Source organism: Komagataeibacter europaeus LMG 18890, assembly GCF_000285295.1.
GTDB classification, from domain to species: domain Bacteria; phylum Pseudomonadota; class Alphaproteobacteria; order Acetobacterales; family Acetobacteraceae; genus Komagataeibacter; species Komagataeibacter europaeus.
Window position 1 is genome coordinate 61158 of record NZ_CADP01000007.1, and the last position, 26360, is coordinate 87517.

Genomic DNA, 26360 nt, shown 5'->3' on the forward strand with positions numbered 1-26360 from the left:
ATGCTGCACATGGTCAAGCTGGCGGTTGGCATCCAGTCCATCGAGGATCTGGCCGCGCGCCAGTCCCTCCAGACCCCGCCGGTCGATGATCTGGACGGCACCAGCGCTGCCGGCATGCCATGGTTCCGCACGCGCATGTATCCCCGCCGGGCTGCGGAAATACTCGATGGGGGGTCGATCTACCGCGTGATCGCGGGCCGCATCCTGTGCCGCCAGCGCATTACCGCCATCCAGCCCGACACGCGTGAAGATGGCACGCCATGCGCGCTGGTTGTCATGGCGCCCGACATCATTCCCGTCCAGCCCCGCGCCATGCGCCCGTTCCAGGGGTGGCGCTACCTGCGGCCCGAGGACGCGCCGCCGGACCTGCTGGCCAACAGCCATACGGGCGACGTGCTGCCCGAAGCCCTACGCAACGAACTGGCGGAACTGTGCCTGATCTGAACATGCCCACGACCCTTCCCTCACTCCGGGGCATGACGCGCCTTGGCCTGCTGGCCCTGACCGGCCTCGGCCTTGCCGCCTGCGCCAGCTCGGGGGGCGGGGGGGGCAAAACGTCCCATTACAACAGTTATTACCAGGGCAAGGCCGCCTACCGCGCGCCGGGACCGGAGACGGATCCGTGGCAGCCCTACATTGCCGATGCCTCCACCCGTTTTTCCGTGCCGCAGGAATGGATCCGCGCCGTGATCCAGAAGGAGTCCGGCGGTCATGAATACATGGACGGGCACCTGACCCGTTCAGCCAGCGGGGCGATCGGGCTCATGCAGCTCATGCCACCGACCTATGCCGACATGCAGCGCCGCAACCACCTTGGTTCCGACCCGTACAACCCGCATGACAACATCCTTGCGGGCACGGCCTATATCCGCATCCTGTACGGGCTGTATGGCGCGCCGGGGTTTCTTGCAGCCTATAACGCGGGCACGGAGCGGCTGAACGACTACCTTGAAAACGGTCGGCCACTGCCCAGCCAGACGGTGCGCTACCTGCGCATCATCACCCCCAACCTTGGCAACGAGGTCGCACTGAGCGGCCCGCTGGCGGTCTATGGCGGCGCTGGCCAGCGCGTAGCGGCCAATCCGCCCACACTCAGCCCGGTCAATACCAGGGTCCAGCCCGACCATACCTATGTCCAGTACGCCACCCTCAACCCGCCCGCCCCCATACAGCACCGCACCGCCTGCGTGCAGGATGTCAACCTGGCGTATGATCCCACCAATACCACATGCCATACCGATGCCCGCACGGCGGCCGCACCGGCGGCCAGCGCCGGGGCCGGTTACGGCGCATGGATGGTGCAGGTCGGGGCCTTCACCGCGGAAGGGCAGGCCCGCTTCGCCACCACCATGGCCCGACAGGGGGATTTCGCCGCCCTGCAGGGCGCGCGCAGCATGGTCATTCCCGTCAACAAACCCGCAGGCGGCGTGATCTATCGCGCGCGCCTTGCCGGACTGTCACAGGCGACCGCCACGCAGGCCTGCGCCACGCTGAAGAACCAGGGCCTGCCCTGCACCGTGATCCGGCCGGGACAGTAAGCACGGGGCCGGTGGGGCAGATCATCCTGCCGCCTATTCAGCCGTTACGGCCGGCGTGGGCGTGCTGTCCAGCACACCGGGCACATGCAGCGCGGGCAGGTGAAGCGTTGCATGCCGCACCATCATGACGGACGACAGCCCGAGCGAGAGGGTATAATCCCCCGCCGCCACATTCCAGTTGCCCCCCGCCGGGTTCCACTGTCCCACCAGCCGCAGGCTGAACGGCACGCTCAGCCGTACCGTATGGCCCGGCGCCACCATGACGCTGCGCCAGCCAGCCAGGCGGCGCGCGGCACCCGGCAGGTCGTCGGGCATTTCCACATAAAGCTGTGGCACCGCACGCACCGGCGTATCATCGGGATTGGTGATGGAGAAATTTGCGCTCACATGGTTCCCGTCACGTACGACACGCAGGTCGCCCAACGTCACGTGTCCATGCGTTGACAGGCCGTAGCCAAACGGGAACAGCGGCACCACATGGGCGCGCGCGAACGCGCGATAGTCGGCATCCGCCATGCCCGGCGGATAGAAGCCACCCGTCAGCGTGACCGGCAGGTGACCGGAAAAATCCTGCTGTCCCGACAGAAGGGCCGCCAGCGGCTGGGCATATTCATTGCGCCATGCCCATGCCTGCACCACGCTGTCCACCGTATCCAGCCATGGCATCTGCCGGTCGGGATCATCGGCCACCAGCACGACGGCGACATGGCCGCCCATTTCCGCCAGGGTGGAAATCATCTGGTTGTCGTCATTGCTGTCACTCAGCACCAGCGTGCGGGCGGCCTGTGCCGTGGCGGGCGGCAGGGTGCCGGGGGCGCCAGCCCCCGCAGTCGTAACGGACAACGTCACGTTCAGCCCCGCATGGCGCAGCGCGTCCGCCAGTTTTTCAGCGGCCGGGCGCAATGCGGGACGGACCAGCATCAGGACTGGCCCCCAGGCGGGATCAAATGGCACGACCTTGTTTTCATTCTGCAGCAGCACCGCGCCCTGCGCCTCCACATCCGCCACCAGCGTATCGGCGGATGCGGACTGCGCACCCTCATGCGCACTGGCGAAGGCAGGCGGATGGTCAAGGCTGCCCGACATGTAGAACGAGGCGAGGATATGCATGACCATGGCCTGAACCTGCGCCGGTTTCACGCTTCCCTCACGCACGGCCTGCCGCAGGGCTGCGCCAAGGACATCGTGGCCGTCCTCGCCCGGCGCCACCTGTTCCATGTCCATCCCGGCCGCCACAGCGGCCAGCGTGGGGGCGATATCCTTATCCCTGATCGCGCCCGCCCCACCGGGTAGCGCCATGATCATGCCGGGAAAGCGCCAGACGTCATGCACCATGCCCCCAAGCCCGGTTACGGTCTGGCAGGGCGCCAGACCACCGCACAGTATGGCGCCCCCACGGGCCGTTTCCAGCGCCATGGCCACGCCCAGCAGCCCCTGCGACGCCAGCCGGGCCGCAGGTACCGGCGTCGTGCGGTCGGGCACGGCGCCATCGGCACGGGCGTGTTCCTCCCGCACCACAGAACCGAAGACCGGCAGCACATGTCCCGCCAGCAGTCCCGCGCCGATCATACCCGCCATGCTTCCGGCAAGGACCTGATCTTCCCCGGCCTGCAGGCGCCCAGATGGCAGCAGGTCAACGCCGCCCACACGCAGCACCGCGCGCGCCTGCTGCCATTCAGCCCGTGCCAGCGCATTGCCCGCGCGGCGGGCCAGGTCGGGATCCCATGTCGCGGCCAGCGCCAGCCAGGGCAGCAGCGGGCGGGCATTGCCATCGTCAGGTGCGACCGCGAAATCGGGCATGCGCAGCACCGGCAGGCCAAGCCGCGGCACGCCCGGCCATGCCAGCAGGCCCGCCCTCCCCGTGCCCGGCGTCGGGGCGGGACGGGCCTGCAGGACGGCCTGCTGTTCGGCTGGTTGCATGCGCATGGCCATGTCCGCCGCGTGGGCCGCCCCCGTGCTGCCGCCCGCCACCCCGGCCGCGTGGGACGGCATGGCCGACAGCGGCAGGAAAACCATGCCCATGCACAGGGCGGTGATGAAGCATGTGGCTGAATGTCTCATTCATGTCCCGTTGCTGTTGGAAGATGCCGCCATTTTTGCTCCCGTAGGCCCGGATTGTCACGCAACGCAGGGTAAAGTGGCCGTGCGACTTGGCGGGACAGGCGGGGCAGGATATGAAGAACGGATAACGCGACAGGCCAGAACGCACCCTGCCCGGCATGGCCGGCAGTTCAGGCGCATGGCTGGATTACCACATGCGGGGGCCATCCCCGGCGTCCATAGAGGCATCATGACCCTTCGTCCGCCCAGTTTTGCCCCTCCCGCCGCCCCTATGGGCCGCCACCTGCTGCCGCGCGCGGCGGCACCAGCCCTGCTGGCCGTAAGCCTTCTGGCTGGCTGCGGCAGCGCGCCACAGCACGACAAAAGCGGGCTGGCCATACCCCAGAATCGCCTGCTGAAGGAAGATCGGGGCGCCAATGGCGGTTCAACCCCGCTGGAAAGCAACGGGGTCAACGCCTTCCTGTGGCGTGGTGCGCTGGATACGCTGTCCTTCATGCCGTTCGCATCCGCCGATGCGGTGGCTGGCGTGATCCTGACGGACTGGTACACGCCCCCCGCGACCAAGGATGAACGCTTCAAGATCACCTGCTTCATCCTGTCGCGCAGCCTGCGTTCGGACGCGGTGCGCGTATCGGTGTTCCGTCAGGTGTTCCAGGACAACCAGTGGGTCGATACCCCGGTCGCGGCCAATACCGTATCCGACATCACCGCGCGTATCCTGACCCGCGCGCGCCAGTTGCGCACCGATAGTGGACAGCACTAGCCCCCCTGCCCGACCCGTTATCCATCCACCGGGTGGCGCGTGAACGCGTGGCCCGTATCTTTCCGGCGGGCACGGCCCCGTCCACCGCATACCGAACCAGAAGAAGATGACCGAAACCAGCACCCCACCGGACAGCGCCACCCCCGCCTATGATTTCCACACGGCCGAACCGCAGTGGCAGGAACGCTGGGCGTCATCAGGCGTCTTCGATGTCCCCGACGTGCCGCCCGCCGACCGGCCCAAATATTATGTGCTGGAGATGTTCCCGTACCCGTCGGGCCAGTTGCACATGGGTCATGTACGCAACTACACGCTGGGTGACGTGGTGGCGCGGTACAAGCGTGCGCGCGGCTTCAGCGTGCTGCACCCGATGGGCTGGGACGCCTTTGGCCTGCCGGCGGAAAATGCCGCGCGCGAACGCGGCGTGCATCCCGGCCAGTGGACGATGGACAACATCGCCGCCATGCGCACGACCCTCAAGCGGCTGGGCTTTTCATTCAACTGGGACCGGGAAATCGCGACCTGCCTGCCGGAATATTACGGCAGGCAGCAGAAGCTGTTCCTCGACATGCTCAAGGGCGGGCTGGTCGAACGGCGCGAAAGCTGGGTCAACTGGGATCCCGTGGACAACACCGTGCTGGCGAACGAGCAGGTGGTGGACGGGCGCGGCTGGCGTTCGGGCGCGCTGATCGAACAGAAGAAGCTGTCGCAGTGGTTCCTGAAAATCACGAAATTCGCGCCGCAACTGCTCGATGGCCTGTCCACCCTGTCGCGCTGGCCCGAACGCGTGCGCACCATGCAGGAACGCTGGATCGGCCGTTCGGAAGGGGCGAAGGTCCGTTTCGGCCTGCATGAACCGCCTGCCGGTTTCGACACCGACCTTGATTCGATCGAGGTCTTCACCACCCGTCCCGACACGCTGTTCGGCATGTCCTTCCTGGCCATTGCCGCGGATCACCCGCTTGCGGCCAAGGTTGCGGCGAAAAATGCGACGGCAGGGGAATTCATAGCCGAATGCCAGCGCCTGGGCACATCGGAAGAAGCAATCGAAACAGCGGAAAAGCGCGGTTTCGATACCGGCCTGCGGGTCAGTCACCCGTTCATGCCCGACAGGTCCTTTCCGGTATGGATCGCAAATTTCGTGCTGATGGATTACGGCACGGGCGCCGTGTTCGGCTGCCCGTGCGGGGATCAGCGCGATCTTGATTTCGCGCGCAAGTACAACCTGCCCGTCACCCCGGTCATCCTGCCGCCGGGGGCTGAAGCGGGCACCTTCACCATGACCGACAGGGCGTGTGACGGGCATGGCACGCTGTTCAATTCCGGCTTTCTGGACGGGCTTGATACCGAAGCCGCGAAGAAGGAAGCGATTACCCGGCTGGAAGGCATGGGAATCGGTCAGGGCGTAATCAACTGGCGGCTGCGTGACTGGGGCATTTCGCGCCAGCGTTACTGGGGCTGCCCCATTCCCGTCATCCACTGCACCGATTGCGGCGCGCAGCCCGTGCCCGATGACCAGCTTCCGGTAAAGCTGCCCGATGACGTGACATTCGACCGTCCCGGCAACCCACTGGAACATCACCCGACATGGAAGCACGTGGCCTGCCCCAGCTGTGGCAAGCCCGCCCTGCGCGAAACCGATACCTGTGACACGTTTGTGGACAGTTCATGGTATTTCGCCCGCTTTACCGCGCCACACGCCCCCACGCCCACCGTGCCTGCGGCGGCGGATGGCTGGCTGCCGGTGGACCAGTACATCGGCGGGATCGAACATGCGATCCTGCATCTGCTCTATGCCCGTTTCTTCACCCGCGCGATGCATGAAACCGGGCATCTGCATGTGGATGAGCCCTTCAGCGGGCTGTTCACGCAGGGCATGGTCAACCACGAAAGTTACCGCGACGCGCAGGGCAACTGGCTGTATCCCGAAGAGGTCGAGCGCAAGGCCGATTCCGCCGTGCGCCGCGACAATGGCCAGCCCGTCACCATCGGGCGCGTGGAAAAGATGTCAAAGTCCAAGCGCAACACGGTGGCCCCTGTCGCCATCATCGAACGCTTTGGCGCGGATACGGCGCGGTGGTTCGTGCTGTCCGACAGTCCGCCGGAACGTGACATGGAATGGACGGAATCCGGCGTTGCCGCAGCCGCGCGCTTCCTGCAGCGCCTGTTCCGTATCGTCCGCACGGTGGCGGAACAGGTCCCGGCGGGCACGGCGTGTCCCACGACACTGTCACGCAATGCGGACGCCCTGCGCCGCGCCACCCACCGTACCATCGCGGCGGTGACCGATGCGCTGGAAACCTTCAGTGTCAACGTGGCGGTCGCCCGCCTGCATGAACTGACCTCCGCCCTTGCCGAAGCGGAAAAGACGGCAGGCGAGGACGGCATGGCATTCGCCCGGCGTGAAGCCGCCACCACGCTGGCGCTGCTGTGCGCGCCGATGGTGCCCCATCAGGCGGAAACAATGATGGCGCAGCTTGAACCCGGTGGCCAGCCGGTGGTGGAACGCACCTGGCCGGTTGCCATTGCCGACCTGCTGAAGGCGAATGAACTGACCATTGCAGTGCAGATCATGGGCAAGCTGCGCGGCACCATTGAAGTGGCGCCGGACCTGCCGGCGGACAGGGTGATCGCCATGGCGGAAGCCGAGCCGAATGTCGCGCGCCTGCTGGACGGCGCGCGGATCGTCAAGCGCATCCATGTGCCGGGCCGGATCGTCAACTTCGTGGTGGCGAAGTAATCCATGGCGCACCCCGTCCGTCATCCTGCCGTTCTGGGCATCGTGCTGTTGCTGGCGGGATGCGGCTTTTCGCCCATGTACAAGACGACGGGAAAGCATATCGGCGCGGATGGCAAGCCCACCGTGACCGATGTGCTGGCGGAACTGAAGGAAGTATATGTTCCGATCATCAAGGAACGGTACGGCCAGCAGTTGCGCCAGTTCCTGCAGCAGGACCTGAGCGGGGCATCACCGGAAAACCCGACCCGCTACGCACTGCAGATCCGCACCTATCTCATGAACGAAGCCGTGGATATCCATGCGGACAATACCAGCGGCCGCACGCGGACAACCGCCTTCGCCCACTGGCAGCTTTACCTGCTGGGGGATAATCCGCGCCTGCTGGCGGGCGGGGATGCCTCGGTCGTGGATGGGACCAACAATACATACGAACAGTATTTCGCCCTGACGCTGAACCTGGAAACCGTGCGCACCCGCGTGGCCAAGAACATGGCCGATCAGGTGACCCAGCAGGTGGCGACATGGTTCCGGACCCATGCCACCCCGGCGGTGGACGGGTCGGTCGCGGGCCAGAACCAGCCGCGCTATGTCGATCCCAACAGCATCGTCAATCCCAACAACCAGATGCCGTCCCAGCAGCCGGGTGCGGATGGCCTGCCCGCGCTGGCGACAGGCCGGACCGATTCCCAGCTGAACGAGGAAAATAACGAAGGCGACAGCCTGTCCACCGAAAGCGGGCCGATGGACAACATGCCGCAATCCACCACGGGCAGCAACCAGGGCCCGTCGCACTCCGGCGCCACGGCACCGGATAACGATACCGTCCCCGGTTCGGGCATCAGCATAGGCGGCGGGAACTAGGTCCGGTGAAGATCGATGCCCGCGCCACCAATGCCACCCTGCAGGCACCCGGCGCGCTGCGGGCCATCATCCTGCATGGGGACGATGCAGGCCTGATCCGCGAACGGGCCACGACAGTGGCGAAAGCGGTCTGTCCCGACCTGCATGATCCATTCCGCGTTGCCATACTGGGCCGTGAGGACCATGACCGGCTGGAGGAGGAAACAGCCGCCCTCGCCCTGACGGGCGGGCGGCGGGTGGTCTGGCTGCGTGACGCGGGCGACAGCGTGCTGGCGGCATTGCAGCACAGCCTGGCCCGGCCATCCGATACGCTGGTCATCATCGAAGCGCCGGGGCTTGCGTCGCGCTCGAAACTGCGGGCCTTTGCGGAAAAGGACAGGCAGTGCGGGATAATCGGCTGTTACCCCGAAGAAGGGCGGACGCTGGAAGCCGCCATCCGGCAGATGCTATCGGCGCAGGATGTCGGTATCGACCCCGATGCGCTGGGATGGATGGTGGAACGCGCAGGCCCGGACCGCGCGGCAACACGCAGCGAGGTGGAGAAACTGGCCCTGTTCGCAGGCAAGGGTGGCAGGCTGGGGCTGGAGGATGTCCGTGCCTGCGTTGGTGACGCGGCTGGCGTATCACTGGAAGATGCCGCCTTTGCCGCCATGGCGGGCGACCGCAGGGGGGCAGATACCGCAGCCGAGCGCGCGCTGACCATTGATGGCAGCAGTCCCATCGCCCTGACGCGCGTGCTGCTGTCGCATATCCACCGGCTACGCCGGGCACGCCTTGCGGTGGATGGGGGGGCAAGCCGGGCGGACGCCATGCGACAACTCCGCCCCCCGGTCTTTTTCAAACGCACCGACAGCTTCGGGCAGGCCATGATGATATGGTCGGCCAGCGCCCTGCTGCACGCGGCGGAGGAAACACAGGCGCTGGAACTGGCCTGCAAGCAGACCGGCAGCCCCGATGTCGTGCTGTGCCTGCGCCATGTCGCCCGTTTGTGCGCACAGGCACAGCAGATGCGCAGGCGACGTTGAGGGGCGAAATATTCCCTTCCCCTTCGTGAAACATCTTGCCGCGCGCCTGGGCCTCGTTTAGAAAACCCGGGTGTGTCCGCGTAGCTCAGCCGGATAGAGCACAGGATTCCTGGTTTGCAATTGGGCGTCACGACGGGAAACCACGTGGCGGATCTGCTCAAATTCGGGGAACGCTCTGGCAAATGCCGTGCCAATCCCGAGCCAAGGCCGGTTTTCCGGCAAGGTGTAGAGACTGGATGGGCAGCACCTGTCAACCGCATGCGGTTTATGGTGAAGGGACAGTCCAGACCACGAACGCCATACCCCTATGGCGGCGGTGAAAGCCGAAGTGGTACGAATCCTGGGGCCGTGGGTTCGAATCCCGCCGCGGACACCACACATTCCACATTGTCATGTGGTGCCTCCTGAACCCTGAAAACGGTTTTCACATGCGGCGTCCCGCCGCCATGCGAAAGGTCGTTCGGCATCCCACCCCGGATGAAACCACATCCCGCCCTGTCACATCCTGTTTGCGAGCCGCCCTACGGCGCTGAATACGGTATGCCGCCATCAAGGCGGGATGTGCCGTGGCTTTTCTCGCGTCCCGGGGGAAGCCACATGCGCCAACACCGTGCAGCAGCAGGCTGCATCCGGCAAGGGGCGTTGCGACCGGATTGCCCAGGACCAGACCATCCGGTCCCGGGATGCGGTATAAGGCATGATGCTACTGTTCCGGATTTCCGGACCTGTCAGGCTGCCTTGAGAGACAGCCCATGAGATGTCCCGCGCATTCTGAAGAATAGTCTTCAAAAAGCAGAATTAACAAAATCATTCCTCATTCATGAATGATCCATAGGACAATTATTCTGAATTTACCAATTCACATACAATAAATTCTATAAATGGCACGATGATAAATGCCAATATTCATTAAATTGGCAAAATAAAATAACAAATGAAATATTACGAAAACAAAAACAGCATCGAGACATTATAAAAAATAACAAAATATTTCTATTCCATTCCATGAACAGTCAATTCATAGAGGACAAAATACATACTGTTTGCGGGAAGCATGCGGATAGAAAAAAGTTTCATGGATACAATAATTTATGAACGAAAATATTTCGTGTTCCGATTTCCGCATGGAAAACCATCGAAAGTGTGTGATTTGTACCAACCCCACCATTCCTGGACTGAACTGTTTTTTTTGTGATTGTTGTCCGAGATACGGTAAATGTATGGTTAAGATATGGCGGAACATAATGTCCGTTTTTGAGCATCTTCAGGTCCTGACAGGCCTGAAACAAGAAACGTGCGCGTGTTTCGTTCCATACCGCAAATAAAAACCTGCGTTTCCTGTTCCTTGCTAAATAACGCTCCGCTCTCGGACTTACTGGCTGGTGGATTTCTGATGAATACCGACGTAGCCATTATAGGGGCTGGCCCCTATGGACTCTCCCTTGCGGCCCATTTGCGTGACAGGGGGGTAAACTTTCGTATCTTCGGACGCCCGATGGGATTCTGGCGCGAACATGTTCCCGCCAGCCTGCGACTGAAGGCAGAGGGATTCGCACTGGACCTGTTTGATCCCGGTCGCCGGTCAACGCTTGCACGGTTCTGCAGGGAACGGGGATATCCCTACGCCCCGATCGGGGAGCCCATTCCTACCGCGGTTTTCACGGAATACGGTGAAACGTTCCAGAAAACCCATGTACCGCAACTGCAGCCATGCATGGTCGCGCACCTGTCGCGCACGATGGACGGCTTTGTCATGCATCTAGATAACGGGGAAACCGTCATGGCGCGTAATGTGGTCATGGCGGTGGGGATCGAACATTTCGCCTACACGCCCCCGGCCGTGCGTGGCCTGCCGTCCGACCGGGTCAGCCATACATTCGACGAGACCACGTTCGAACGCTTCGCGGGCAAGCGGGTCGCCGTGATCGGGGCGGGGTCGTCGGCTGTGGATACGGCGTGTTTCCTGCATAACGTGGGTGCGCAGACCTTCATCTGTACCCGCAGGCCAAAGATATGGATCAATCATCCCCCCCACAGGATCCGTGGCCTGAAACTGCTGTGGACCCGGATCAAGAAACCCGTTTCAGGTCTGGGAACGGGCTGGCGTTCCCGCATGGCCTGTGACCTGCCGGATGTGTTTCACATGCTGCCCGCACGCCTGCGCCTGCGCATCACGCGCGGCCATCTGGGCCCGGCGGCGGGGTGGGTAACGGGCCAGGTCGTGCGCGACAAGGTCCCGATATGGCTTAACGTTGACCTGCAATCCGCACGGATGCGCGATAACGTCGTGCATCTGGAATTCAGGGATACACAGGCAGGCTGCCCGCGTGTCGCGGATGTCGATCATGTTTTCCTGGGCACCGGGGTCAGGGTGGACATGGAACGCATCCCGTTCCTTGACCGCGTGCTGGCGCGCGCCATCCGTACCGAAGACAACATGCCCGCCCTGTCGCGCAGCTTTGAATCAAGCGTGCCTGGGCTTTACGTCATCGGTCCCATGGCGGCAGGCAGTTTTGGCCCCCTTCTACGCTTTGCCTGGGGCGCGCGCTTTGCCGCGCGCCGTGTCACCGCCCGGCTGGGACGGCAACCCGTGTCACAACCCGTGCCGCAGCCCGCATTCGCGTCATGACGCCCATGCACCCCTAGTCCTGCATCCTGACATGAGCTGGAAAGTCCTGGATCATGAAAAACGATTTTACAGTTCTCATCATCTCCTCCGTGTGGTGGTCCGCCATTACACGCGCTGCGGTGGAATTCATCGAAAGCGGGGTGACGGTCCATGCCATCTGCCCGGCCGGACATTCCCTGCGCTGCCTGCAGGCAATCGAAAGCATACGGAACTATCCATATGTCGCGCCAACCGCGACACTGGCTGGCGCCATTGCGCAACTGCGGCCCGACCTGATCATCCCGGCGGATGACCGGGTGGTCGTGACACTGCACCAGGTTTACAACGAGGCCAATCCCGCAACTGCCATGGGCCGCCTGTGTCGTGACACGATCGAACGCTCACTGGGGCGGCACGAATATTTTGGCTATGCGCAGATGCGGCTCAAACTGATCGATGTCCTGCGTGAACAGGGCATCCCGACACCCGCCGCCACCAACCTTGCCACCCTGCACGATGCCAGACGGTGGTGCGCCACCACACCCGGACCATGGGTATTCAAGCGTGACCGTAGCTGGGGCGGGTCCGGCGTGGTGATCGCCGATACGCAACACGAAGCCGAAGCCGGCTTCCACCGTCTGTCGCAACCGGTACGGATGGTCTGTGCCCTGCGCGTGCTGCTGGCGGACCGCGATATCTATTCCTTCATGGAAGCGACGGAGCGCCGCCCGCTGCCTGTCATTGCACAGGCGCATGTAACCGGCATGCCCGCCAATATCATGGTAGCCTGCTGGGAGGGAGAAGTCCTTGCCACGCTGGGGGTCAATGTCGTGTCCTACCAGGGGCGCACGGGGGCGGCGACGGTGATCGAGATCACACAGTCCGCCGATATGGAACGCGCGGCACGGGTGGCCTGCGCGACACTGAAACTGTCGGGTTTTTTTGGCCTGGATTTTGTACGTTGCGCAAAAACCGGCACCTATCATTTCATAGAAATGAACCCCCGCCTGACCCAGATCGGGCATCTATGCCATGGTGGCAATACCCTGATCCGCCGCCTGTTGCAGCATGTGCGCGGCAGGGCGCAGGTGGCCGTGCCCTCCGCCGCGATGGAACTGCACGAACGCACCATGATCGCCCTGTTCCCACAGATCCTGCGGACCGAGCCCCAGACACTGAACAGTACGGCCGCATGGATCGACATTCCATGGCGATACCCTGAACTGGTGGAGGAACTGCTGCGCCGCCCATGGTCCCGGCGCGGGTCGGTCGCGCGGCTGGAGGAACGCCTGCGGCCCAACATGCCTTATGGCAAGTCAGTGGACAGGGGCGAAGCACTGGGCAAGCTGTCCACGCTGCTGCAGGCGGGCATGATTACGGACATGCCGGTGGCCGCGCTGTAAACTATCAAAAATATCCGGGCGTCGGCTTTTTAAAAAAGCGGCACCCGGATATTTTCATTTATCAATGATCTGTTTTTAAGAATTATATTTAATGCGCGTGGGGAATTCTGCGTCCCGTCAAAATATGGCCTGCCGGTATCCGTGCCCAAGAGGCTGCCTGAAAAGTCAGGTCAGGAACATCCTGCTGCCATAAGGAAGCTTTTTTCAGAAAGCTTCGAAGAGCGCCCCCTTATTTGAAATAAGAAGGCACCCAAAAACTTTTATTGTTTTTTATCGTTCGTTTGTTTTCAAATGATGCTTGCGGGCAACCGCCTTAGAAGGCTGCCTGAATACGCCCGGCGACGGAATTGCCGTGACGGCCCATGATGTCATAAAGCGCGGTGCCGCCACTGCTTGCCTTGTTGTCATCGCTGACAATGAAGTGGTTGAAATCAAGCATGAAGCGGAAGTGACGGTTGGGATACCAGTTCAGCCCGGCCGACCAGACCGTCTGCTGGCCGCCACGGATGGCATTGGCCGAATTCAGGTTGCTGTTCAGGTCGGTCACGCTGTAACGGGCGGAGACTTCCAGCGCGCCCCAGTAGCCATTCGCGGGATCAAAGGCATGATCCACGCCGGGTGCCGCGAATGCGCCTTCCTTGATGTTATAGGAACGCGGCTTGCCGAAAATGGTGTAGTTGGCGGCGCCATAGTAACCGGTGAAGTTGACCGTGCCCTGGTCGGCGGCGCTGCCACCGGAATTGTTTCCGCGCGTGACCCCGATATTGTAATATTCACCCTTCAGCACCAGTCGCTTCCAGCGGAAGCCCAGTTCCGGGCCAGCCGACCAGATGCTGCCCACGTTGCCGACGGTCGCACTCAGCAGCTTGGTGGTGGTCAGGTCAACTTCCGGCTGTTCGGCAAATGTCGCGGAACGGTCGTCCGAAGCCGTCGCCTGCGCCACCTTGAAGGCGCTGATCGCCGATACGCCGACATGCACATCGATATCCTTGGACACATAGGGGCGACCCGCGACACGGAAGGTTCCGCCTGTCTGGCTGTCATAGCCGGCGGCCCGCTTGCCATAGCTCTGTCCCGTCAGGTAACCCGCGATCCACCAGCGCTTGCCATAATGCAGGGCGCCCACGCTCATGCGGGCATCACCGGCGGCAATGTTACGCACGATATCGGTGATGGCGGGACGTTCCATCATCTCGAATTCGTTCGAGCTTTCGGAGTCTTCTTCCGTAACGCGCGGCTGGAAATAACCCGCGGTAATGACGGTGTTGTGGAAACCGGCATAGTTCAGGTTCGCTTCATACAGCGTGGCCGAACCATCAGCATTGGATGACCCGAAATCCGGGGTGATGTTCGCAATCCAGTTCTTGTAACGGAACGAGATGGGGATACGCAGGCGGCGGGCATTTTCGGTCAGGCCTTCATAATCGCCCTTCTTTTCCCCCGCGCGGGGGGACATGCCCATGAAACCGCCAATATCTTCGTGAAAGGCCAGGCCGATGGACATGGCATACATGCCGTCATCAGACGAAATGGTCGGGCGCCCGCCGGGAAAACCCACCATCATGCCACCCAGATGCAGGGCTTCGTCCTTCTCGGTCGCGGCACGGAACGATTCCCACGACGACGTCACGCCACGGTCGGACGGGGGCGTGCCCAGATCGGCCCGCTTCATCAGGCTGCCCATCCCGGTTCCCATCCCGCTATCGCCACCGATATGGATATCACGTGCGTAGCTGTCGGGCAGCGGCTCACCCTTGCTGGCTGCAACCCGACGGGCCTGTGCCGCGTTGGCGGCACGGGTGTTGCTGTGGGCTTCGGCCCGGACCAGGCGCTGGCGCAGCATGCTGATCTGACCGGACATTTCCCGGCGCATTTCCTGCATTTCACGCTGCAGGGCCTGGATCTGCTGGGCATCCGACGCGGATGCTGCATGGGCCTGATGGAAGGATGACGCACCCCATAGGGCGGAAGAACCAAGCAACAGCGAAACAGCGGACCGGCGGATCATATTAATCATTCCGTAATGAAGGATGAGTTCATTTAGAATGGGCGCACAGTTTTGTGTGTTATGTTTCCGATACAGTTTTATGAAGGATTTATGACAGTCCACGATACAGAAAAGCCGCCCGGAAACCGGGCGGCTTCATGCCGTCATTACTGTAAAATCATAACTGTGGAATTATATTATTTGGCTGCATCCCACTGCTGCAGGATATCGGTTTTCACATTCGCGGGCACCGGCACATAATCAAGACGGTAGGCGGCAGCGTCCCCGTTCTTCAGCGCATAGCCAAAGAATTTGCGTACTGCCGGGCCATGTTCGGTCTTGCCCGTCGGCACCGGCACCAGCACATAGGTGGGAGAGACAATCGGCCATGCCCCCGCGCCGCTGGTGTCCAGCAGGTCAACGGCGAAATGCGATGCATCCTTCCAATCCGCGGCTTCCGCCGCACGGCTGAAACTGTCCATGCCCGGGGCGACAAAGGCGCCGCTGTGATTCTTCAGCTTGACGGTGGTCATGTGCGCATTGGCGGCGAAGGCATATTCGACATAGCCGATCGCCCCTTCCGTATTGCGCACGGACGCGGCCACGCCATCATTGCCGCGCGCCCCGATCCCGCCAGGCCATGAAATGGAAGCGCCAGCCCCCTGCCCTTCGCGCCATTCGGGGGAAACACGGGCCAGATAGCCGGTGAAAACCGCCGTCGTGCCCGACCCGTCCGCACGGTGCACGGTGGCGATGGCGGTATCAGGCAGCTTCAGCCCGGGATTGAGGGCCGCGATTTTCGGATCATTCCACTGTTCGATCTCGCCACGATAGATCGCGGCCAGTGTCGGACCATCAAGCTGGATCTGGTTGGCGGCGATACCCGGCAGATTGATGACCGGCACAATCCCGCCCATGACGGTGGGAAACTGGAACAGGTGGGCATTTTCCAGCTTCTGGCGATCCATGGGCACGTCGGATGCACCGAAATCAACCGTGCCGGCCAGAATCTGGTTCTGTCCGGCGCTGGACCCCACGGTCTGGTAATTCAGGTTGACGCCAGCCGCGCTCCGTCCGTCAGCCCCCCATGCCCCGTAAATGGGCGCGGCAAAACTGGAGCCGGCACCTGTAATATCCGCAGCATGTGCGATGACCGGCAATGCGGTCGCCAGCAGGGCACATGTAAGCATTCGAGCAGGAAAGTACATAATACTCATGTTCTCCGACATGAAGAAGACAGACGTGTCTGGCTATCCATCAGACATGCGGGGACATTAAAAAACTGCCGGAACAAATAACAATGATATGTCCATGACAGTTTTATGAAGGATTCATGAAATTCCCTGTCCGGCTGCCCCTGCCAAAAAATAAAAAGGCATGGAATGACCACAGCCATCCCATGCCCCGATACATCAGTAATGGAAGAACAGGTCAGTTACGGCTGTAGACGTCTTCAAGCCGGACGATATCATCCTCGCCAAGATAGGGGCCGGACTGGACCTCGATCAGGGTCAGGGGAATGCGACCGGGATTTTCCAGCCGGTGCACGGCGCCGAGCGGCAGGTAGACGCTTTCGTTTTCACGCACGAGGATCACCTCCTCATTGCGTGTTACCTGCGCCGTCCCTTCCACCACCACCCAGTGTTCGGCACGATGATAGTGCTTCTGCAGTGACAGCTTTTCCCCCGGTTCCACCACGATCCGCTTGACCTGGAAACGGTTGCCTTCGATCAGGGTCTCGTAAAAACCCCACGGGCGGTAGCAGCGGCTGTGGGTGGTCGCTTCCTTGCGGCCATCCTTTTTCAGCCGCGACACGATGGCCTTTACATCCTGCGCGTGGTCGCGATGCGTCACCAGCACCGCATCGTCATTGACCACCACCAGCAGGTCTTCCACCCCGGTCACGGCCGTCAGGACACCATCGGTACGCACATAGCTGTTGGATGTGTTGAACACCGCCACATCGCCAATGGTCACGTTGCCATGGTCGTCTTTCGGGCCAAGTTCCCACAATGCGTCCCAGCTTCCCACATCGGACCAGCCGAAATCACCGGGGATCACGGTCATGAGGTCGGTGCGTTCCGCCACCGCGTAGTCAATGGAAATATCGGGCGAGCTGGCAAAGGCCGCGGCATCCAGCCGTTCAAAGTCAATATCCGACCTGCGATCCTGCACGGCCTGCCGCACCGCGCTTACGATGGCGGGTTCATATTTTTCCATTTCCTGCAGCATGGTGCGGGCCGTAAACACGAACATGCCGGAATTCCACAGGAACTGCCCTGATTCCAGCATGCGGGCGGCATTCGCGGCATCGGGTTTTTCAACAAAGCGCGCAACGTTCCAGGCCCCATCATATCCGGCCAGCGGCGCGCCCTTTTCAATATAGCCGTACCCCGTTTCCGCCTTGGTAGGCGTCATGCCGAATGTCACGATCCGGCCCGCGCGCGCCACCTTGACCGCAAGATCCAGCGCAGGCCCGACATTTTCGGGTTTCTGGATCGCGGCATCCGCCGCCATGACCCACAGCACGGCGTCGGGATCGGTTTCAGCCGCCAGCAGGGCCGCCGCCGCAATGGCCGGGGCCGAATTACGGCCAACCGGTTCCAGCAGGATGCGTGGCGCGGTAATGCCGACTTCCTTCAGCTGTTCCGCCATGACGAAGCGATGTTCGTTGTTGCAGACGATAATGGGCTGGGCAAACCCCGGCCCCTGGCTGCGCAACGCGGTTTCCTGCACCATCGTACGCCGCGAGACCAACGGCCAGAACTGCTTGGGAAATGAACTGCGCGAGACGGGCCACAACCGGCTGCCACTGCCGCCAGACAGGATCACGGGTATCACTGGCGTAGAGGCAGGCTGCGATGCTGCATGCGTGACGGAAATGACCATTCTCACTCCTGAAAAACCGGCTATCGGGGCCTGCAGGGCCCGGGGGAAACCTTAGCGGACCTTCTGTGCTGTCGCACGCAGAACGTCCAGCGAAGCACGCAGCTGCATTATTTTTTCGAAATCGGCTATTTCCTGCCGTCGGGCGGCGAACAGGATGGCATCGACATGAATGACCAGCTTGCGCAGGCGCCAGAACTGCTCGGCATCCACAATCAGCGTGCGCGATATGTCCTCCAGCGCACCCACCTGTATGTATTTGGTGTGCGTGACGGGATCATCATTCAGTTCCTCGACAAAGATCGGAACGAAGCACAGCGGCACGGAACAGGGGGAGGGAACAAAAGGACGCGTTTCATGCCCGTCATAGACCTTGACGCGGCTGATATCGAATTTGCGATATTCCTGCAAAAGCCACGCCATCTGTACCGGGGGGGCAATACGGGCGAATTCGGCGCGCGTGATGTCAAGGAAAACACGACGGTCGCGTACGATCGTCGCATCATATTGCGCAAGCTGCTGGGCGTAGGCGGCTTCTTCCTGCGAATGCTTCATCAGGACATTATGCCTGGCGAAATTGGCATCGCTTTGGCTGCTCCAGCCCAGATAGCCGCCAAAGCCAGCCAGCAGGCACAGCAGGACCGGCAGGGCCATGCACATCCACCAGTGCCGCATCATGAACGCCCACAGACCCGTGCGCTCCAGTGCCCGCACCGGATGATAGATCATCATCCACCGGTTCTCCCTGACTGTGTATGCCCCGCCCTGACAGGAATGCATCATGCGTCAGGCAGTTTCCTGCTCCTTGCAGACAAGGCCGTTTTTCTGCACCGGCATACTAGCAGAACCCGCATGTTGCTGTCATGCAGGGATATATTCCCTGCCCCCGCCCAGGATCGTGCCCGCATGTCCCGCCTGTTCCGCGCCCTTGTTATCCTGTCCTGCACCTGGCTGCAGGCGGCGGGTGCGCGGGGGGCAACGCCTGCGCCCCCCGCCCCCGTGCTGGAACGCGTGGTGCTGGTCGCGCGCCACGGCATACGCAGTCCCACCCATCCCATTGCGGAACTCGATGCCCATACCCACCGGCAATGGCAGGCGTGGCCCGTCGCCCCGGGTGAACTGACCGAGCATGGACAGCGTGACCTGGCGCTGATGGGAACGGCGCTGGGACTGCATTACCGACAGGCAGGCGTCCTGCCCGCACACGGATGCGGGACCGGGGAACTGGCGGTCTGGTCCGATGCGGCGGACCAGCGCACGCTGCAGACCGGGGATATCATGGCCCATTCCCTGACACCTGGCTGCCCGGTCATGCCCGGCAGCCTGCCCCCAGGCACGCATGACCCGGTCTTCAATGACCTGCCCATGCAGGCCAGTCCCGCGCTGCAACACACCATCATGACCGACCTGTCCGCCACGCTGGCGCATGACCGGGAAACCCGTCCGGCCGATGTGCGCAAGGCGCAGGCGACGGCGCAGGCCGTGATCCAGCCTGCCGGATGCACCACGGGCATGCCCTGCTTCACCCAGCCGGACAGGGCGACATGGCACAAGGGCGCCCCGCACCTGTCCGGTGGCCTGTCACAGTCGGCGGATGTGGCGGAAGACATGCTGCTGGAATACGCGCAGGGCATGCCGTGCGCGGCGATTGGCTGGGGATATCCGGACATGCGCCATGTCATTGATACCCTGCAGCCTGCCCACAACCATGCCAGCCGACTGGTGCGCCGCCTGCCCGCCCTGGCCTTTCCGCGCGGGCATATCCTGGCGGGCATGATCGTGGATCTGGTCGCGGGGCAGGCCGTGCGTGAACCCAATGGCGACATGATCGCGGCCACCACGCCGGTTATCGTATTTGCGGGACATGACAGCACGCTGGACATGCTGGCGGCGATTTTTGGCCTGGACTGGTCCTTTGCCGACCTGCCAGACCCCACCGGCCCCGACACCACACTGGGGTTCGAGACATGGCGCATGCCAGATGGCCAGCGCCGGGTGCGGGCCGTGATATTCCATCAGGGAATGGATGCGCTGCGTATGGAACAGCCTGTGACGGCACAGCCTGAAACCCTGCCCCTGTCGGCCTGCCACCCCAGACAGGATGGCAGTTGTGCACTGGGCGATTTCACGCGGACCTTTACCAAACGCCTTGATGCCTACCAGCACAAATGACGGCACCTGTCATGCAACCGGAAAAATATTCCAGAAGCCTGCCTGTGAAATGCCCTGAAAATCAGGAAAATTCCTGATGACGCCTTTTTCAAAAAGGCGGCACCCAAAAACTTTTATCTTAATCAATGCATTCCTGAGCGATATCATTCAGGACATTCCCAGTCGGCAGAACCGGAAACCCGTCCCCGGTCGGGCATGACGTGCCAGCACATGCGCAAGGCGGGGCTGGGTCACGGTCGTGGCGATATGTTCATCCATTTCCATCACGATAAAACGGCGCGTACCGCCATCTTCCGCATTCAGGTCCATGACGGCCTGTCCCGTCGTGCCCGAACCGCCAAAGGCATCCAGCACCACAGCCGCGGGATCCGGGCACAACGCGCGCAGCAGGTAGGTCACCAGTGAAAGCGGTTTGGGATAGTCAAAGCGCACGCCACATTGCGCCAGTTCGGTCGCGGCCTGCTGCACCGTTCCCATGCCTTCCAGCACCGTCAGGATATGGCTGGGCTGCGCCAGCCGGTCCTTTTCCATGAAAACCGCACCGCTGGACGTCAGGTAAAAGCGCGTTTTCAGGCCCTGCCGGTCAATAATGTCGTCAAACCCCGCCGCGATGAAGGCCGCGCACTGACGGCGGGAACTCCACCCGCTACGCAGGGTCACGGCCTGCGCCAGACGACCGTCCCTGATCACAATCGGCACGTCAAAACGCGGCCAGAAGCCGGGATCGGTTGGAACGGGAATGGCGCCATCCTCAACGCGGGCGGGAAAACCCACCGGAAGCACAAGGTCGGACACCGGGTTGCGCGGTCCATTCTTGATGATGGTGTTGCGGATGACCGGCCGCCGCAGCTTGCTGCGCGCGCCCACCTGCGGAGCCAGAACGCGGCCGGGCACGAAGCGCCTGGCATCGCGTGCGAACACCACCACATATTCATGGTTGGTCTTGATCCGGCTGTGGTTGTCGATATTGCCGGTATTGACCCATACGAACGTCGCCAGAAAATTCGCGGGCCCGAACACCTCCTCCATCAACAGGCGCAGGCGGGGATATTCGCGGTCATCGATACAGCAGGCGATCACGCCATTTTCCGCCATAAGCTGCCGCAGTTGCAGCAGGCGCGGATACATGAGGCACAGCCAGCGGTCCTGTCGTGACAGGCGACCGGCCTGCCCCGGTCCAAGGACCGCCTCCAGCCAGTGCAGGGCGGCGGGGGTGCTGGCGCTGTCATCATACAGCCAGTCGCGCCGCCCGGTATTATAGGGCGGGTCGATCAGCACCATGTCCACCCGTCCCGCATGATCGGGCATGAGCGCATCAAGTGCTGCCAGGTTATCCCCCAGGATGATCATGTCCCGCCCCTCCGCCGCCCCGCGGCACAGGTGGGGATCAACCTGCAATACCCCCGCGCGCATCCGTTCCAGACAGGCAGTAACGGCGTGCTTGCCCTCCCATTCCAGCGTGGCCACGTGCCCTCCCGTTCCTTGCCTGTCCCCTATCGACCTCACTATCCCGCAATGCGCGCCAGAAAGGGAGACCCGCATGCACGCCGCCGCGAAGACGGTTCATACCCGGATCTGGACGGTTCTTTTTCTATATATATTACAGTCGATAATAACATATTGGGCCTGAACACACATGCCTACCTGCAAGTCAGGCAATGACACAGGACGCGCAGATTGCCGCTGCCCCCTCCTGTTTCCTGACCATCGGGTCATCGGGATACACACGATGCGTTTAGTCAGCAGGCCGATGACTGGCGTACCGGGGGTCATGGGCAGGATATTTCTACAACCTGTAATCCGCGCCCCTTTGTGCTTCGGCAGCGCCAGCGTTGCGATGTCCCTGACGCCCTACGGTTCCATGGCTCTACAACGCTCCCATCCGCACAAAATACTGGCAATTATCCAACCCGCGTCGGACATCATGCCACCTGCTACGGAAGCCCATCATGCAGGCATACGGTCGACATCAATTCGGTTTTGAAGTGATCACAAGAGACTGTTTAAAAAATTAACCCGGAAAAACATTCCGCAATCATAAAGAAGTTTTTGGTGAAGCTTTTTTCAAAAAGCTTCGAAGAACGCCGCCTTTTTTAAAAAGGCAGCACCCAAAAACTCTTATTGTTTTTTATCAATGATTCGCTTTCAAACAGTCTCTAAGCCCCGTCTGGCACCACCACTCGCATGCTATCGGGTCAGCATATGCCGGACGTATGTTTCCATGGTTATGGTATGGTCAATATAATAATGCCGATAATCAGGCGATACCTGGGGTTTCATGCCCAGAACGAACGCAAATATATCAAACGCGAATAATATTATTGAAAGATACGTATATTTCTTCATTTAAATAAGAGCAATATGTCCGTGGAACCATAGTTCAATAACAACGATATGCAGGACCAGAAGTAGCGTCAAGATTGACCAGCGTCTTACCCGTGCCTGCGTTAGCGTCAGGAAGGCCAGGAATTCAATCATCAGCGGGTTAGAAAAGACATAGGGCCTGTTAGGGCTTGATCCAGTCTGCTGCGGCAGCGATGTGGATGACCGCGAGGAACGACGTTGCTGTTTTTTCGTATCTGGTTGCGACAGCGCGCCACTCCTTGAGGCGAGCCCAGAGGTTCTCGACAAGATGTCGACACCGATAGGCCCATTTTGGGCAGGCGACCGGCCCATCGCGTCGTTTCGCAGGAATGGCGGGCCGGGCTCCCATGTCCCATATCCGTTCACGAAAGGCATTCGACGCATAGCCCTTGTCCGCCACTACCCACAGGGGAATGGCGGGAAGGTTGTCGAGCATGGCTGGTGCCAGGGGCAGTTCATGAGCCTGTCCGGGGCCAGCGCAAAACCGAAGGCTTTTCCATGTCCATCAGCGATCACGCAGACTTTCGTGCCATAGCCGCCGCGAGAGCGGCCAAGTGCTTCACGATGGTCCCGCTCTTCGAAAGAGGCCCCTTTTTTTGGGCTCCCGCCGCCTTGTGGTGAGCCCTGATGTTCGTACCATCCAGAAAAGTCATTCCGAACGCCACTCCCTGTTGTTCCTGAACCAGTTCGAGCAAGCGTTCCCATACGCCGAGTTTCGACCAGCGGATGAAAAGCTGCGCCGCCCGCCACCATGGACCCAGTTCAGCGGGGATGCTCCGCCATTTCGCGCCATTCTCATGGCGCCAGAAAATTGCTGCTATCGTACGCCGCAGATCATGGGGCGGCGTCTTGCCCCTTGGGCGAACCGCCTCAATCAGAGGTTCCCAGATCGCCCATGTCTCGTCCGTAAAGGTGCCTGTTCTGTCTCCTTCTTCCATCCCTATAATATGGGAAGAAATTCAAGATCTAACAGGCCCTAGCACTACAGTTGCAGTTTGTTTTGTTCGTTAATTGTTCATGGTTTCCGTGCTTTCCAGAAAGCTCGAATTTCAGACGGTCTACATCGAGAAAAACCGCAAATTCTTCATCTTTCTAGGCCGGAAACCAAACTGCAACTGTAGTGCTAGCGTTCGATTGATTCCAGACCGGTCGATCCCACCATCAACGCAATGAACGCCATGATGGCAAAGTTCAGGTACCACTTTTTTAAAAGCATTCCATAAATAAAATAGCAGGAAAATATAAAATAAATGCCCAGCTTTATCTTCTTCGCCTGCAGGAACGAATCAATGAAATTGGTCAGGAAAAAGCTGAAATGCTTTTCCCATCCCACCTCCACATGCGAAAATGCAAACCCGTCCCCCATAAGATTGTAAAGATAGAGCACGAAAACCGACAGCCCCGCCCCAGCGGCGGAAATCAGCAGGAAACTTTCCTGTGCGGGCACGGCCAGACGCCCCCGGACAATGGAACGTGTCCGCAGCGTGATGCCGGTACGCCTAAAAAACCACCACCCCGCAATCATGACCCCGGTGGGAAAACCGGTTGGACGGGAAAAACCAAGCAGGAAACAGGCAAGTGCCGCCCATAATATGTGGTTTTTCCGGAGCAGGATCAGCGTGCTGATCAGGAGCACACCATAAACCCCTTCCGAATACTGTGACGTGTACCAGATATTGAAAGGATACAGAACACAGAAAAGGGCGAAGCCGATCCGGTCCACATTGATCGCGCGTGCCGCCAGTTCCCTCCAGCACAGGTAAATCAGCACCGGCCACAATATCAGGTTGACCGACAGTTCCGCCCACAACGTGCTGATATGCAGGCCCACCTGCATGGCGTAGGACACAAGGGGATAAAGCGGGAAAAATGCCCAGTCCGCCTGTGTCAGGCCATCACTGCCCTGTAACCGTGGCAACCTGTCGTAACCATTGTGGACAATGCCCGTGTACCATCTGCAGTCCCACTGGCATGTCGCACGCGCGATATCGCCGTAGTGGGAAAAATGGGCAACTAGGGAAAGAAAACCGAAATTAAGGCTGCACAGCGCAAAAATGAAAACAAGAAACGCTCTGTTATTCCTGTCTATGTATTCCCTGAAATCCAGAAAATGGCGTTTCATGTTTTCCCCGGCTGTTTACGCGATGGAAATATATTACTTCTTCCCTGACACATAATGATTACGGACTGCCGAAACCCTCTTTTTCTTCGATATGGGACCGGGGACGCCGCTTGGTTTCCAGATATATCTTGCCCAGATATTCCCCGATGATCCCGAGACACAGCATCTGCACCCCACCCATGAAGAACAGGGCGACAATAACCGAAGCCCATCCCTGAATGGGATTGCCAATCATCTTGTTGATCAGCACCACCACGATTGCCAGGATGGCGACAGCACTGATAATGAAGCCGGTCAGCGTAATGATCCGGAGCGGCATGACAGTCATGGAAGTAATGCCTTCCAGCGCCAGCGCCATCATCTTGTGCAGCGGGTATTTCGAAACACCCGCCGTACGTTCCCTGCGGTCGTAATAGACTTCCGCCGACGGAAAACCGACCAGCGGGACAAGGCCACGAATGTAGATGTTCCGTTCATGATATTCCAGCAGCGCATCCCGCGCCCTGCTGCTCAAAAGACGGAAATCCGCATGGTTGAAGACCTGCTTGACCCCCATCATGGTCATGAGGCGGTAAAAAACCTCCGCCGTCATGCGCTTGAAGGCCGTGTCCGTCTGGCGCGAGGCCCGCACCCCATACACGACATCATGCCCGGCGACATAGGACTTCACCATTTCCCCGATGGCGTTGATGTCATCCTGCAGGTCGGCATCAATACTGACAATGGCATCGGCATTGTCGGCATTGGCCAGACCTGTCAGCAGCGCGGCCTGATGGCCCTTGTTATACCAAGGGCTACTGTCTCTGACTCATCTGTGAAGTGACGCGAAGGGCCTTATGTGGACGGCTCTGTCTTGCAAGGGGGAAAATAGTGGTGTGACCGTGTCGTTTGCACCCATATGTCCGGCCTGTTGTTGCAGTGTTCAGACTGCTGGCCAAGATGGTTTCTGCGATGGAAGTTCCATTCAGTTCTGCGGTTTTTGAAAACCACGGGCTCTTGCGGAGTGTCTTCCATTCAGATCGAACGATCCCCCCATCTCCTCTTTGCAGGACTGCGGTATCGGCTCACACGATCACATTCCGTTTCTGTGCATCGTGTTGGCCAATTTCGTCAGGAAGCGGCAGCTGCTGCCATCGCGCCGGCCTCCACCGGTTTGCGATATGTCTCGCCGCTGGTCATCAGCTTCCATGCAATGCGTGCCATCCTGTTGGCCAGGGCTACAGCAGCGAGCTTCGCCTTCTTTCTGCCCAGAAGACTGACGAGCCACGGCGTGGCGAGGCGGCTCTGTTTGTTCTGCCGCACATGCCGAAGCACGGTTGTTGCTCCGACAACCAGGGTGCTTCTCAGGCGGCTGTCTCCGGCCCGGGTAATCCCGCCGTGTCTGACTTTGCCGCCGGACGAATGATCCCGAGGGGTGAGACCTATCCAGGCCGCGAAGTCCCGGCCTGAACGGAACAGATGCGGATCCGGAGCCTTCATGAGCAGCAGAGCCGCTCCCAGAGGACCGATGCCCGGAATTCCGGATAGCCTGCGGCTCACCTCCTGACTTCGATGCCATGTGGCAAGTTTTTCATCAAGCTCCCTGATATGCTCCATCAGGGCACCATACTCTTCTGCCATCTGTGCAAACATCTCGCGCGCCAGGGAGGGAAGGATATCCTCGGACGCAATCTGCCTGAGGAACGGCTCAACGCGGGAGAGACCAAGGGGAGCAGTCAATCCGAATTCGGCAGCATATCCCCGGATGGAGTTGGCCAGCTGCGTACGTCTGCCAACGAGCCGCTCCCGCATGCCGACAAGCATGAGGGCTGCCTGCTGCTCAACCGTCTT

The 26360-nt window shown here is 60.8% G+C and carries 17 protein-coding genes and 2 pseudogenes; 9 read left to right on the top strand and 10 right to left on the bottom strand.

From position 1 onward, the window contains the following. Positions 1 to 444, top strand: a complete 444-nt coding sequence (locus GEU01_RS04730) for a DUF1489 family protein (RefSeq protein ID WP_010507268.1) — start codon at positions 1 to 3, stop codon at positions 442 to 444. A 32-nt stretch (positions 445 to 476) separates the two neighbouring features. Next, positions 477 to 1538 carry a lytic transglycosylase domain-containing protein gene (locus GEU01_RS04735; RefSeq protein WP_019085147.1) on the top strand — a complete coding sequence of 354 codons (1062 nt, stop codon included), beginning with the start codon at positions 477 to 479 and terminating at the stop codon, positions 1536 to 1538. A 33-nt stretch (positions 1539 to 1571) separates the two neighbouring features. Here GEU01_RS04735 and GEU01_RS04740 read toward each other — a convergent pair whose 3' ends face one another. After that, a complete protein-coding gene (locus GEU01_RS04740) occupies positions 1572 to 3599 on the bottom strand; it encodes a glycoside hydrolase family 3 protein (protein WP_019085148.1) in 2028 nt (675 codons plus the stop codon). Positions 3600 to 3828: 229 nt separating this feature from the next. Between GEU01_RS04740 and GEU01_RS04745 the strand changes: the two genes are divergently transcribed. The 6 genes from GEU01_RS04745 to GEU01_RS04780 all read left to right on the top strand — a co-directional run bounded on the left by GEU01_RS04745 (position 3829) and on the right by GEU01_RS04780 (position 12999). After that, positions 3829 to 4362 (top strand): DUF3576 domain-containing protein, encoded by a 534-nt coding sequence (locus tag GEU01_RS04745; RefSeq protein ID WP_010507274.1) that lies wholly within the window; start codon positions 3829 to 3831, stop codon positions 4360 to 4362. A 106-nt stretch (positions 4363 to 4468) separates the two neighbouring features. Further along, positions 4469 to 7102 carry a leucine--tRNA ligase gene (leuS, locus tag GEU01_RS04750; RefSeq protein WP_019085149.1) on the top strand — a complete coding sequence of 878 codons (2634 nt, stop codon included), beginning with the start codon at positions 4469 to 4471 and terminating at the stop codon, positions 7100 to 7102. Between the two features lie 3 nt (positions 7103 to 7105). Next, positions 7106 to 7963, top strand: coding sequence for an LPS-assembly lipoprotein (locus GEU01_RS04755; RefSeq protein WP_019085150.1), 858 nt, complete (start codon positions 7106 to 7108; stop codon positions 7961 to 7963). A 5-nt stretch (positions 7964 to 7968) separates the two neighbouring features. After that, a complete protein-coding gene (gene holA, locus GEU01_RS04760; RefSeq protein ID WP_019085151.1) occupies positions 7969 to 8988 on the top strand; it encodes a DNA polymerase III subunit delta in 1020 nt (339 codons plus the stop codon). 1393 nt (positions 8989 to 10381) lie between these two features. After that, the gene (locus GEU01_RS04775) at positions 10382 to 11617 is read left to right on the top strand and encodes an NAD(P)-binding domain-containing protein (protein WP_026018507.1); all 1236 of its coding nucleotides are present in this window, start codon (positions 10382 to 10384) and stop codon (positions 11615 to 11617) included. Between the two features lie 53 nt (positions 11618 to 11670). Next, complete coding sequence (locus tag GEU01_RS04780) at positions 11671 to 12999, top strand: ATP-grasp domain-containing protein (RefSeq protein ID WP_019085155.1); 1329 nt, start codon at positions 11671 to 11673, stop codon at positions 12997 to 12999. Positions 13000 to 13312: 313 nt separating this feature from the next. Here GEU01_RS04780 and GEU01_RS04785 read toward each other — a convergent pair whose 3' ends face one another. The 4 genes from GEU01_RS04785 to GEU01_RS04800 all read right to left on the bottom strand — a co-directional run bounded on the left by GEU01_RS04785 (position 13313) and on the right by GEU01_RS04800 (position 18604). Beyond that, complete coding sequence (locus GEU01_RS04785; protein ID WP_019085156.1) at positions 13313 to 15007, bottom strand: OprO/OprP family phosphate-selective porin; 1695 nt, start codon at positions 15005 to 15007, stop codon at positions 13313 to 13315. Between the two features lie 176 nt (positions 15008 to 15183). Beyond that, positions 15184 to 16176: a phosphate ABC transporter substrate-binding protein PstS gene (pstS, locus tag GEU01_RS04790; protein WP_019085157.1), complete on the bottom strand. Its 993-nt coding sequence runs from the start codon at positions 16174 to 16176 to the stop codon at positions 15184 to 15186. A gap of 241 nt (positions 16177 to 16417) precedes the next feature. After that, on the bottom strand, positions 16418 to 17875 hold the full coding sequence (locus tag GEU01_RS04795) for a mannose-1-phosphate guanylyltransferase/mannose-6-phosphate isomerase (protein WP_019085158.1): 1458 nt from the start codon (positions 17873 to 17875) through the stop codon (positions 16418 to 16420). Positions 17876 to 17926: 51 nt separating this feature from the next. Beyond that, positions 17927 to 18604, bottom strand: coding sequence for a hypothetical protein (locus GEU01_RS04800; RefSeq protein WP_010507286.1), 678 nt, complete (start codon positions 18602 to 18604; stop codon positions 17927 to 17929). 174 nt (positions 18605 to 18778) lie between these two features. Here GEU01_RS04800 and GEU01_RS04805 point away from each other — a divergent pair, with 174 nt between their 5' ends. Further along, positions 18779 to 20044: a histidine-type phosphatase gene (locus GEU01_RS04805; RefSeq protein WP_232272402.1), complete on the top strand. Its 1266-nt coding sequence runs from the start codon at positions 18779 to 18781 to the stop codon at positions 20042 to 20044. Positions 20045 to 20191: 147 nt separating this feature from the next. Here GEU01_RS04805 and GEU01_RS04815 read toward each other — a convergent pair whose 3' ends face one another. From GEU01_RS04815 to GEU01_RS22295, 5 genes and pseudogenes are all read right to left on the bottom strand, one after another. Next, positions 20192 to 21511, bottom strand: a complete 1320-nt coding sequence (locus GEU01_RS04815) for a site-specific DNA-methyltransferase (protein ID WP_019085161.1) — start codon at positions 21509 to 21511, stop codon at positions 20192 to 20194. Positions 21512 to 22550: 1039 nt separating this feature from the next. Then, positions 22551 to 23346 (bottom strand): annotated as a pseudogene (locus GEU01_RS24160) (IS5 family transposase). A 185-nt stretch (positions 23347 to 23531) separates the two neighbouring features. Next, positions 23532 to 24530, bottom strand: a complete 999-nt coding sequence (locus tag GEU01_RS04840; protein WP_019085165.1) for a hypothetical protein — start codon at positions 24528 to 24530, stop codon at positions 23532 to 23534. Positions 24531 to 24588: 58 nt separating this feature from the next. Next, positions 24589 to 25302: pseudogene (locus GEU01_RS22290) on the bottom strand (glycosyltransferase); the annotation flags it as partial. Positions 25303 to 25640: 338 nt separating this feature from the next. After that, the coding region (locus GEU01_RS22295; protein ID WP_019085167.1) for an IS110 family RNA-guided transposase at positions 25641 to 26360 on the bottom strand (720 nt) is incomplete at its 5' end.